The sequence below is a fragment of the Levilactobacillus andaensis genome, from assembly GCF_016861695.1.
Lineage (GTDB): Bacteria > Bacillota > Bacilli > Lactobacillales > Lactobacillaceae > Levilactobacillus > Levilactobacillus andaensis.
The window spans coordinates 151,433-162,466 of sequence record NZ_BOLP01000004.1 but is presented as its reverse complement, the minus strand read 5'-3'; the positions used below and the strand labels follow the sequence as shown (position 1 = coordinate 162,466).

Here is an 11,034-nt window from a genome sequence, read left to right as displayed (position 1 = left end):
TGGGTTGAAAAATGGAAAAGATGTTGCTATCTTAATGTCGACTTTTAATGGCGCGGCCTATATCGAACAGCAGATTGACTCTATTCGGGCCCAGAGTTATGGGGACTGGACCCTGTACATTCGCGATGACGGGTCGACCGATGCCACGGTCAGCATCATTCAAAGACTCAGGTTGACCGACCAGCGAATCGTGCTGTGGGCTGAGCCGAATCCGGTTAATCTGGGACCAGCCAAATCATTTATGACGTTGCTAGCGAAGATTGAGGCGGCCTATTATTTGTTCGCGGATCAGGACGACTTTTGGTTGCCGGACAAGATTGAAAGGACGCTATCAATCATGCAGCGACTGAACCAACACGACCCGAATCTAGTCCATACCAATTTATCATTGGCGGACCAGAATCTGGACGTGTTGGTCCCGAGCTTTAGCGATGTGGCCTACGATGATGTGCAGTCGCTCCTACTGGCGAATGACATTACGGGCTGTACCGTCATGATCAATCGGCAGCTGCGAGACCTGGTGAAGCCACGAGTTGAGATTCCATGTATGCACGATATGTGGTTGGGCCTGGTCGCCGCGCAGTTTGGTAACATCGCCTACATCAAGGAGTCAACGATTTTTTATCGGCAGCATGGCGGTAACGTCATCGGGTCGACCACTAGTAAAGCAGCCAAGGTCAAGGCTCTTAATTCCGTGGCGGAAAGGAAGCGCCTGACCACGACAGTTTTGACGGCCAGCGAACTCTTAAAAATCTATGGCAATCACTTTAGCGTCGCGGAGAAAAAGGCCGTGACCACCTTGGCACAGTTGGGGAAGGTGTCACTGCTTAGAGCGCTGTGGCAGTTAAAGAAGAATCACGTCTATAAGCAGTCATTCTTGGCGACTGCAGTCTTCTTCTTAAAGCTGACGCTGAACTATTCAAGTTTGAAACGGATCACCTAGGGGGAGAAAAATATGAGGGGAATTATCTTAGCGGGGGGCTCCGGCACGCGGCTGTATCCGGTCACGTTAGGGGTGTCTAAGCAATTGGTGCCAGTATATGATAAGCCGATGATCTATTATCCGCTGTCGGTGCTGATGCTGGCGGGAATTCGCGATATCTTGATCATCACGAAGCCCCAGGACCAAGCGCAGTTTCAAAATTTACTGGGGGATGGCAGCCAACTGGGCATTCACTTAGACTATGCCATCCAGGATAAGCCCAATGGCCTGGCCGAAGCCTTTATCATTGGAAAAAGCTTTATCGGCAACGACTCGGTCTGCCTGGTGTTGGGCGACAACATCTTCTATGGCAGTGGCCTCAGCACGCTGCTACAGCAGTCGGCCAAATTGACCCATGGCGCTTCCATCTTGGGCTATCAGGTCACCGACCCCGAACGGTTTGGCGTTGTGAGCTTCAATGACCAGCACGAGGTGGTTTCAATCGAAGAAAAACCCCAGCACCCCAAAAGCAATTATGCCGTGACCGGGCTGTACTTCTATGACCACAACGTCGTCGATATTGCGGCGAACATGCAGCCGTCAGCGCGGGGCGAACTTGAAATTACTGACGTGAATAAGTGGTACCTGGACCACCATGAGTTGGACGTCACCCTGCTCGGTCGGGGCTACGCGTGGTTGGACACCGGGACGCACGATTCTCTGTTGGCCGCCGCCAGCTTTATTTCGACGATTCAGTGTCGCCAGAATCTGCGCATTGCCGCAATCGAAGAGGTGGCTTACCGGATGCATTATATCGATGCCCAACAATTAGCCGCTTTAGCTCATCGCTTTGAGAAGAACGACTACGGCCAGTATTTACTGAGAATTCTGAAAGAGGACGGGGGCTAACATCATGGAAGATTCAGTCTGTGCCGTGGTCGTGACTTATAACCGCGTGGCCCTGCTCCAGAAATGTTTGCACGCCATCCTCACGCAGTCGGTCGCCGTGGCCCACGTTCTCGTCGTCGATAATCACAGCACGGATGAGACGCCGCGGGTTATTGGCGAGATGACGGACAAGCGCATTATCTATCGGCGGCTGGACGCCAATTACGGTGGTGCCGGTGGGTTCAAACGGGGAATTGCGGCGGCCATCAGCGACACACCGGATCATTTTTTCTGGATAATGGACGATGATACGATACCCACGCAGACGGCCCTGGCGGCGTTACTGAAGGCTCGCGAACGGGTGCCCAACTTTGGATTTCTCACCGCCAACGTGCGCTGGAAGGACGATTCGCCGATGAACGTGCCGCCGATTGCCGGTGACTGGGCAGAGGCAACGCGCAAGGACGTCATCAAAGTCCATGAGGCGAGCTTCGTGTCGTTATTTGTCAGCCGGTCGCGGGTGAACGAGGTGGGCCTGCCGTTTGCAGACTTTTACATCTGGCACGACGACACGGAGTTTACGTTGCGCTTGGCCGAGGCGGGTAACGGGTATTATGTGCCCCGGGCCATCGTGATCCACGAGTCGCGGAGTAACCAGGCACCCTTGATCTATCGCGATGTGGCGGACCGCATTCCGCGTTATTACTACCTGTACCGCAACGAAATGTACATTTGTCGGAAACACAAGAGTCGGTTGACGCTGGTGCGGACGGTCGTGCGGGATCTCTATGTGAGCTTGAAGGTCCTGCTGATTGCTCCAGACCACCGCTTGCAGCGGAGCGTCACGGTCTTACGGGGCACGTTTAGCGGTCTGCGTTTCTTACCAAAAGGGTAGGTGAAGGGTGACTTGAAATTTCGGCGGAAAATGATGCTGGTGGTGGGCGTGCTCATCCTGATTGGGGCGGGCACCTGGCTACTGTGGCCGCAATCGACCATTAGCCTAACGCAAGTGGACCAGCTAGGCACCCAGATTCAGCCGGTCAAGACGGTCAAGAGACGAGTTGGCAGCCGGTTGGAGCGGCAGCAGCTTACCGAAGCCGGGTACCAGATCACGGCGGTGCCAAGCCTCAAGTTTAGGACCGCCCCGCAAGCCATTGTGGTCCGCTACCGGCCAGCCCTCAGTCGACAACAGGTGACCCGCAAGCTAAAGAATTATCGCTACATCGGGGCGTCATTTCAAGTGCTGAACACGGGACTCGGCCGTTATGAGCAGAACTATAACCGGCTGGAAAATGAGATGGACCGCATGCGCCTGTTGCTATCCAACGATGGTATCCACTGGGATCGACTGGCGGTCAACTATCCGAATATTGCGGTCCGTGACCCCAACATCATCAAAATCGGCGACCGCTGGTGGATCATTTACACGGCCGGGCTCATGTGGACCACGGACTTTCAGAAATGGCATCAGGTCATCAACGCGGGACTCAATCCCAATGGGCAGTTCCAGAAGGTCTGGGCACCGGAGATCTATCGCACGGCGGATGGGACTTACCACGTCGTCAGCGCCAATTCAACGGACGGCATGACCTTTCAACTGTACAGCTACGGGTTTAGTCCGCAGACCGGGGCGATAACCGATCCACAGCTTATCAACGTGGCAGGAAACTTTCCCAATCTGATTGACCCGCACATCGTTTATCAACACGGAATCTATGAGCTGTGGGCCAAGGATGAGCAGCGTCATCAGTTGGTGCGCGCGGTGTCGGCCGATGGCATGACCTTTACGGGGACCCAACCGGTGGCGCTGCCCATTCGGTCGGGGGAGGTGCCAGAGGGGCCGACCGAGTTGGACCATGGCAAGCAGCACCTATTGTATTTTGATCTGTACGACCAACACGAGACGTTTTATGGCGTTCAAGCCGTTGTTCTCAAGGATGATCAGGCTGGTTCTAAGCGGGTCTCGCTGAAGGCTGATTTTCTAGTGCGGCACTTTAGCGTGTTTGCCATGCGGTAGGCCCGGATACGAGGAGGGAAGATAGTGAAGAAAAGAATAGTGTGGATCGATATTGCGCGGGCGATTGCGATGCTGTGTGTCATTATCGGCCACTCCTTATATCAATATACGGATTCAACCTTTGGCCACCTGATCTATAATTTCCACATGCCACTCTTCTTCATCTTTAGTGGGTATCTCTATCATATGAAGAGTTTGGACAAAGAGGTCCGCGGGGCCTGGCTCAATTTGCTGCTGCCGTACTATACGACGGCCGGCCTAATGGGGCTGGTTTTCCTGTACCGGCAATTCTTCCCGCAGTTTCTAGCGGTCGGCTTTCCACCATCGACCACGGCATTGCTAAATATGGCGTTGTATGGTGTGGGGGTGGCGCCGCGAACGCCGTTTCCAACGACGGTGCTGGCGATTGGGGCCATCTGGTTCTTGATGGCGATGGCCATTGCCAGCATCATCTTTAACTTTGTGATGGTCAAGACGGCAGAGACACCGACACAAAATATCAGTCGACTGCTTATTTTTGGCACGCTGGCCGTGCTCGGCCGGTTGATCAGCACCTACTGGCTCCTGCCACTGTCGATGAACGCGGCGCTCTTTGCGCTGATCTTCATGTACATCGGCTATTTAGCAAAGGACGGAAAATTGCTGGAACTAAAGAGCGGCAAGTTGCTGGTGGCGGCACTCTTAATCTGGCTAGCGGTCTCCATGCAGCAGACCTTCTATATGGTGTCACTGGAGACGCCGGACAGCCTCATCGCCATTGTCGGGGCCGTCGCGGGAACGTTTGCGGTCGTCAAGCTGGCGCAGGGGCTGGCCCATTTAAAGTTGACGTCGCGAGCCATGGGATTCTTGGGGAAAAATTCGATCATCATCCTGTGTTTTCACAGCATCGACATCATGTTTTCAAATGTGCCGAACCTAATCATGAACGCGACGTTTACGACCAATGACTATTTGAAGATTACGGTGGTCGTGCTGTACAGAATGATCATTCCACTGACGGCGGCGATGCTGATTCCGCACATTCCGGGTCTGCGCTCGCTGTTTCTCAACAGAAGCTATCCTTTCAAGAAGAGGAGCGTGAAGAACCATGCGAAAGCGTAGAAATGTTTTCGTATCGCTGTTACTGGTCGCTGTTGTCTTGCTATCCGTAACGGGATGTACCCGCAAGCAACCGGTCTCGGAGTCAGTCGCAACGCCACCGGGACAGATTGTGTTCTTGGGGGATTCAATCACGGCGGGGTTATTGCAGGGCGGTCAGCACGCCAAGAAGAGTTATCCGTGGTGGGTCGGCAAGAGTCTGGACGTCAAGGTCAGCAACTATGGCCGGGACGGCGGTAAGATTACCGGAGATTCGGACAGAGACTTACTGCCAGTCCTGAAAAGTCACAGCTTAAAGGGCGCGCGGACGGTGGTCATCGCCTATGGCATTAATGACTACCTTGGTAACGTGGGGTTAAATGACGTGACGGCTAGACTTTCGGCCGCCGTGGAATACATTCAGAAGCGCTATCCCAAGATAAAAATCGTGGGGATGCTGCCACAGAGCGCCTTTGTCGTGCCAGTGCCCGCGGCGAATACGACCGGCGTGGCCATGCAGACCAGAAACAAGGCCAATTATACGGAAAGCGAGTTGTGCGATAATCTCAACACCGTCTATCAGAAAGCGAACGTGCCGGTGCTGGACTGGCGAACGGATTCGGTCATCAACTCAGGTAACGTTGACCAGTTGACCTGGGATGGTGGCCTGCACCCGAACGTTGAGGGGTATCAGATCATTGGCCTGCGGGTGGCGGCGTTTATTCTCCAGAATGGCGGGGCTTGAAAGAGTGGTAGTGCTGAATTGGCCGCACTCCGGCTGCCAGGGATTCCGCCTGCTGTGGTGACGCTCCGGACTGAGAAGCGGTCCTCCGACTCGATTTGAAGCCTCGAAGAACACGAGTCTCCAAAGTCGCCCATCCTGTTAGCTAGCCAGCGGCCAGCTAACAGGATTACCACGGCTGGCTGCATCCCTGTCCTCCTCCGGCTCCGATTGTGTTCTGCCATGACAGTCGTTGAAACCCTGCTGTAGCATACTATTTGCGGTCCAACTGGCAACGGGTTTACAGTCATCATCCCAGTTGGCAGAGAAATATCAGGCCAGCTGAGAGGTCGTCAGCTAACATTCGGACAGTTTCAACGGAACTATTAAGCTACTTTGAAGGACGTGTCGTGTGAGACTAGAGATTCAGATAGAGTTGGGACTTAAGCCATGTCCGCATGCATCATTCTGCTATTGGGGGAATTCATATGGGAAAACTAAAGGTAACCACAACCAAGCTACAGGACGTGAAAATCGTCGAGCCAGCCGTGTTCGGTGATCACCGCGGCTTCTTTACCGAGACCTATTCGGACCGTGACTTCAAGGCGGCCGGCATCGACATTGACTTCATTCAGGACAACCAATCGCTGTCAGCCGAGGCGGGGGTCTTGCGGGGCCTACACTTCCAGCGGGGGAAGGCGGCGCAGACGAAGCTGATTCGCGTTGCTTCCGGGGCAGTGTTAGATTTAATCGTCGATGTCCGGGCGGGTTCACCAACCTATAAGCAGTGGGAAGACTACATTATTTCTGCCAGCAATCATCGCCAATTGTTGGTGCCAAAAGGGTTTGCCCACGGCTTTGTGACGTTAACGCCGAATGTTAATTTTCTCTACAAGTGCGATAATTATTACGATGCGGCGGCCGATGGCGGGTTTTCCTTCAAGACACCCGAGCTGGGGCTGCAGTGGCCGATTGATTTTGACCAGGCCATCACGTCGGTCAAGGACGCCAATCAGCCGACGTTTACGGAATTCGAAAAAACTAATCCATTTGTCTATGGTGAAATCTAAGGGAGAATACTCATGAAAAATCTAATTGTGACGGGCGGTGCCGGCTTCATCGGGTCCAACTTCGTCCATTACGTGGTCGCCAATCACCCGGAGGTCCACGTTACGGTGCTGGACAAATTGACCTACGCCGGAAACCGGGCCAATCTGGCCGACCTGCCAGCCGACCGCGTGGAGCTAGTGGTTGGTGACATTTGCGATGCGCCATTGGTCGAAAAGCTGGTCCAGCAGGCGGATGCCGTTGTGCACTACGCAGCAGAGAGCCATAACGACAACTCGCTGCTTGACCCGGCGCCGTTTATTCAAACGAACATTGTCGGGACGTACACGCTGATTCAGGCCTGCCGCAAGTATGGCGTGCGCTTCCATCACGTGTCGACCGACGAGGTGTATGGTGACCTGCCACTGCGCGCGGATTTACCGGGCCATGGCGAGGGCGTCGGTGAGAAATTTACGCCGGACAGTCCGTATCGTCCCAGCAGCCCGTACTCGTCATCTAAGGCGAGCTCGGATTTGCTGGTCCGGGCGTGGGTGCGTTCCTTTGGCCTGCAGGCGACGATTTCCAACTGTTCCAATAACTATGGGCCGTATCAGCACATTGAGAAATTCATTCCACGACAGATCACCAATATCCTGAGTGGCATTCGGCCCAAGCTGTACGGCACGGGCAAGAACGTCCGGGACTGGATTCACACCAGCGACCATTCGCGGGCGGTCTGGACGATCTTAACGCAGGGTAAAATTGGCGAGACCTACTTGATTGGCGCCAATGGCGAACGGGACAATCAAACGGTCTTGGAGGCCATTCTGCGGCTGATGGGGCAACCAGCGGACGCCTATGACCGGGTGAAGGATCGCCCGGGACACGACTTGCGCTATGCCATCGACGCCACGAAGCTCCGCACGGAACTGGGCTGGCACCCCGAAGTGACCGACTTTGAAACGGGCTTGAAGCAGACCATCGATTGGTACCGCGACCATGAAGACTGGTGGCGCGCTGAGAAGGCCGCCGTTGAGGCGAAATACGCCAAGAATGGTCAGTAAACTTTTGAATGAGAATTGCGAGTCGAATCGTACCCTGATGCGAGAGACGTGCTAAGGTATGGGGGAATTAAATGAAAATATTAGTAACGGGAGCCGGTGGCCAGTTGGGGACAGAACTCTGCCGGTTGTTAGATGAAAACAAAATCACCTATATGGCGACTGGTAGCGCCCAATTAGATATCACCGATAGCAAGCAGGTCGATAGTTTCTTTGCCCGCGAACAACCGGAAGTCGTGTACGATTGCGCGGCCTTCACGGCGGTCGACGCCGCGGAGGAAGAACCGGGGCGGACCATCAATCAGGCGGTCAACGTGCAGGGAACACAAAATCTAGCGACTGCGGCCGAGAAAATCGGGGCCACGCTGGTCTATGTCAGCACGGACTACGTGTTCGATGGCACCAATCAGGCGGACTACCTAGAAGGCGATACGCCCAATCCGAGAAACGAGTACGGTCGGGCCAAACTAGCGGGTGAACGCGTGGTTCAGGCAACGATGACTAAGGCTTATATCGTCAGAACGTCCTGGGTGTTTGGTGAGTATGGTAAGAACTTTGTCTACACGATGCAGAACCTAGCGAAGACCCACCGCGAGCTGAACGTGGTGAATGATCAGGTCGGGCGGCCGACTTGGACCCGCACCCTGGCGGAATTCATGCTGTACTGCGTGACTGAGAAGGTGGCTTATGGATTGTATCAGCTATCTAATGAAGGAAGTTGTTCCTGGTACGAGTTTGCGGGTGAGATTTTGAGGAACCAGGACGTTAAAATTAACGCAGTCGAGTCGACTCAGTTTCCACAAAAGGCGTACCGGCCGCGGCATTCCGTCATGAGCCTGGCCAAGGCTGAGGCGACTGGATTTCAACTCATGCAGTGGCAGGATGCCCTGCATGAGTTTCAAGAGCAGATCAAGTAGGGAAGCCCATACCGTGGGGAGTATGAAAGGTGGAGCGGGAATATGCAACATGGAAAAAAGATGCAGCATAAGGTGCGAAACACCATTCTAATTGTGATTCTATTATTGCTGGTGGGGACCGGAGCCTTCGGGATGGTCCGCTATCAGAGCATTAAGAACTCGGTAGCCAAGACCTTTAAGTCGGCCGGTATTACCAAGGAACGTGACGTGAACGGCCAATTAAACGGCAAAAAGCCCATCTCCATCCTGTTACTGGGGACGGACACGGGCGAGTTTGGCCGGAGCTATAAGGGCCGGACGGATAGTATGATGATCATTACCGTTAACCCAAGCACGAATAAGACGACGATGACCAGTATTCCACGAGACACGGCGGTCAGCATTCCGGGCTTCACAGACGTGGCGCCGTCGAAGATCAATGCAGCTTATGATTGGGGACAGGCCGCAACGACCATTACGACCGTGCAAAACATGTTAAATGTGCCGATCGATTTCTACGCGCTGATCAACATGGGCGGCATGGAAAAGGTCATCAATAAGATTGGCGGCGTCGACGTGACACCAACGCTGAGCTTTACGTATGAGGGCTACACGTTCAAGAAGGGCGTTAAGCAGCATATGAACGGTAGCCGAGCCCTAGCCTACTCACGGATGCGGTATCAAGACCCACTGGGTGACTATGGCCGGCAAACGCGGCAACGGGAGGTCTTGATGGCGTTGGTGAAACAGAGTGGGTCGATTTCGACACTGTTAAATCAAGACTTCATCAGCTCGCTGTCGAGTCAGGTGCAGACCGACTTGACCTTTAGTGATTTGACTTCGTTAGTCAAGAATTACCGTAAGGCCACGGGCGCCATCCAACAAACCCACCTGCAAGGGACTGGTAAGATGATCGGTGGTCAAAGCATGGAGGTCATGAATAAGACTGAATTGCAGCGGGTGACGGACTTTGTGCGGGATGGATTGGCGTTGCCGCATAAGGAGACTGGGAAGATTGCGTTGCCATCGGCGTTTGGTGAGGATTAGTGGTACGCTTTTGACTCAACATGATGCATAAATGAATTCAGAATCCGAACTACGAGGTTACGAGCTACGACTGAAACAAGTCAAATTATGTTTGAAGAAACTTTCTGAAGAGCAATAAATGTATCAAGCGACAAACACCGTTAATAGTGGTAGCGGTACCAATAATGATTTATGCGGTGGTTGTTAAAAGAAGAATACAATGAGGTCTGCTAGACACACGAATAGTGTAGGGCAGACTTTTTTATATGCGAAAAAATCCGAACACAGAAGTAGTTAAAAGCTTAAATCTATCATAAAAACCGTAACGAGATTGTCTTAATCAAAGGGGTCGAGCTATAGTATAATAGTGAAGGAAATGTTAAGAAGCCGTAGGAAGCCTAAAGAAGATTAAAGTTAATGAAAAATCTGTTCTTGCGGTTAACTACCATTGGTGCTATCATTTTGTATGTTTACGGCGTATTTAGCGCCGTTTTTACGTGGCACTGTAGTTAGTGTTTTGGGGTTAGAATAGCTAATTAGACAGGTTGGTAAATTTTTTACCTTACACCGTATTGGAGGAAAGTATGGATTCAGAACAGACAATTAGCGTAATACAGATTTTTGGTATTTTACGCAAACATATAAAGGCAATTTGGATTTCGACGTTGGTAGTATTTCTGGCGTCAGTTTTTGCGACTTTTTTTGTAATTACGCCGAAATATCAGGCAACTACAGAGATTTTAGTTAACCGAAAATTATCTGCTAGCATGCAAGGTGCTCAGTACCAACAGGCCCAAGCTGATGTACAGATGATTAGTACCTATAAAGATATTATTACGAGTCCTACTGTTTTAAAGTCTGTGAACCGTGCGACTAGTGGATATCCTGGTTCTCCTAAATCTGTTGCAAAACTGCGGAATGCGATTTCAATTAGCAATCAACAAAATTCTCAAGTTTTTTCAGTAACGGTGAAATCCGCGGACGCAAAGACAGCTGCAGTTATTGCAAATAAAACGGCTACGGTTTTTAAAAAGCAGGTTGTAAATATAATGAGTGTTCACAATGTTTCAATTGTTTCTAAGGCAACACCTAATTACTCGGCAATAAGTCCCAAAAAGAAAATGAACTTATTTCTAGGATTAGTTATTGGAATCGGTTTGGGAATTGGAATTGCTTTTTTGCGAGAGTTAACTGATCGAAGTGTTTCGTCAGAAAGCTTCTTGACGGAGGAGTTGGGTCTAGCTAGTTTAGGAATTGTTAGTGAGATTGATGAAAAAGAGGTTAAAAAACAGATTAGTCGTCACCAAAAACGAGACGTTTTGGTTACTGATGATGCGGGTGATGTGGAACCACGACGTAGGAGAAGGGTATAGGTGATA

The 11,034-nt window shown here is 52.0% G+C and carries 11 protein-coding genes; all 11 read left to right on the top strand.

Annotated features, from left to right (window positions below):
* The first annotated feature begins 4 nt into the window (after positions 1–4).
* Positions 5–943 (top strand): glycosyltransferase, encoded by a 939-nt coding sequence (locus tag JUF10_RS03245; RefSeq protein WP_203640811.1) that lies wholly within the window; start codon positions 5–7, stop codon positions 941–943.
* A 12-nt stretch (positions 944–955) separates the two neighbouring features.
* The gene (gene rfbA, locus JUF10_RS03240) at positions 956–1,831 is read left to right on the top strand and encodes a glucose-1-phosphate thymidylyltransferase RfbA (protein WP_203640810.1); all 876 of its coding nucleotides are present in this window, start codon (positions 956–958) and stop codon (positions 1,829–1,831) included.
* 4 nt (positions 1,832–1,835) lie between these two features.
* Positions 1,836–2,705 carry a glycosyltransferase family 2 protein gene (locus tag JUF10_RS03235; RefSeq protein ID WP_203640809.1) on the top strand — a complete coding sequence of 290 codons (870 nt, stop codon included), beginning with the start codon at positions 1,836–1,838 and terminating at the stop codon, positions 2,703–2,705.
* A gap of 12 nt (positions 2,706–2,717) precedes the next feature.
* On the top strand, positions 2,718–3,827 hold the full coding sequence (locus JUF10_RS03230) for a glycoside hydrolase family protein (RefSeq protein WP_203640808.1): 1,110 nt from the start codon (positions 2,718–2,720) through the stop codon (positions 3,825–3,827).
* A 24-nt stretch (positions 3,828–3,851) separates the two neighbouring features.
* The gene (locus JUF10_RS03225) at positions 3,852–4,928 is read left to right on the top strand and encodes an acyltransferase family protein (protein WP_203640807.1); all 1,077 of its coding nucleotides are present in this window, start codon (positions 3,852–3,854) and stop codon (positions 4,926–4,928) included.
* On the top strand, positions 4,915–5,649 hold the full coding sequence (locus JUF10_RS03220; protein ID WP_203640806.1) for an SGNH/GDSL hydrolase family protein: 735 nt from the start codon (positions 4,915–4,917) through the stop codon (positions 5,647–5,649). Before JUF10_RS03225 ends, JUF10_RS03220 begins: the two co-directional genes overlap by 14 nt.
* 464 nt (positions 5,650–6,113) lie before the next feature.
* Positions 6,114–6,695: a dTDP-4-dehydrorhamnose 3,5-epimerase gene (rfbC, locus tag JUF10_RS03215; RefSeq protein WP_203640805.1), complete on the top strand. Its 582-nt coding sequence runs from the start codon at positions 6,114–6,116 to the stop codon at positions 6,693–6,695.
* Between the two features lie 12 nt (positions 6,696–6,707).
* Entirely contained in the window at positions 6,708–7,736 is a 1,029-nt protein-coding gene (gene rfbB / locus JUF10_RS03210) for a dTDP-glucose 4,6-dehydratase (protein WP_203640804.1), read from the top strand.
* 71 nt (positions 7,737–7,807) lie between these two features.
* Complete coding sequence (gene rfbD, locus JUF10_RS03205; protein WP_203640803.1) at positions 7,808–8,650, top strand: dTDP-4-dehydrorhamnose reductase; 843 nt, start codon at positions 7,808–7,810, stop codon at positions 8,648–8,650.
* Positions 8,651–8,692: 42 nt separating this feature from the next.
* Positions 8,693–9,676: an LCP family protein gene (locus JUF10_RS03200; RefSeq protein WP_203640802.1), complete on the top strand. Its 984-nt coding sequence runs from the start codon at positions 8,693–8,695 to the stop codon at positions 9,674–9,676.
* A gap of 563 nt (positions 9,677–10,239) precedes the next feature.
* Positions 10,240–11,028, top strand: a complete 789-nt coding sequence (locus JUF10_RS03195) for a YveK family protein (protein ID WP_203640801.1) — start codon at positions 10,240–10,242, stop codon at positions 11,026–11,028.
* Positions 11,029–11,034: the final 6 nt, after the last annotated feature.

Bases quoted from the DNA above. Each gene is read 5' to 3' on its own strand.
- JUF10_RS03235 (WP_203640809.1), top strand. From the start codon at position 1,836: ATGGAAGATTCAGTCTGTGCCGTGGTCGTGACTTATAACCGCGTGGCC.
- JUF10_RS03220 (WP_203640806.1), top strand. From the start codon at position 4,915: ATGCGAAAGCGTAGAAATGTTTTCGTATCGCTGTTACTGGTCGCTGTT.
- rfbD (WP_203640803.1), top strand. From the start codon at position 7,808: ATGAAAATATTAGTAACGGGAGCCGGTGGCCAGTTGGGGACAGAACTC.
- JUF10_RS03200 (WP_203640802.1), top strand. From the start codon at position 8,693: ATGCAACATGGAAAAAAGATGCAGCATAAGGTGCGAAACACCATTCTA.
- rfbA (WP_203640810.1), top strand. From the start codon at position 956: ATGAGGGGAATTATCTTAGCGGGGGGCTCCGGCACGCGGCTGTATCCG.
- rfbB (WP_203640804.1), top strand. From the start codon at position 6,708: ATGAAAAATCTAATTGTGACGGGCGGTGCCGGCTTCATCGGGTCCAAC.
- JUF10_RS03195 (WP_203640801.1), top strand. From the start codon at position 10,240: ATGGATTCAGAACAGACAATTAGCGTAATACAGATTTTTGGTATTTTA.
- rfbC (WP_203640805.1), top strand. From the start codon at position 6,114: ATGGGAAAACTAAAGGTAACCACAACCAAGCTACAGGACGTGAAAATC.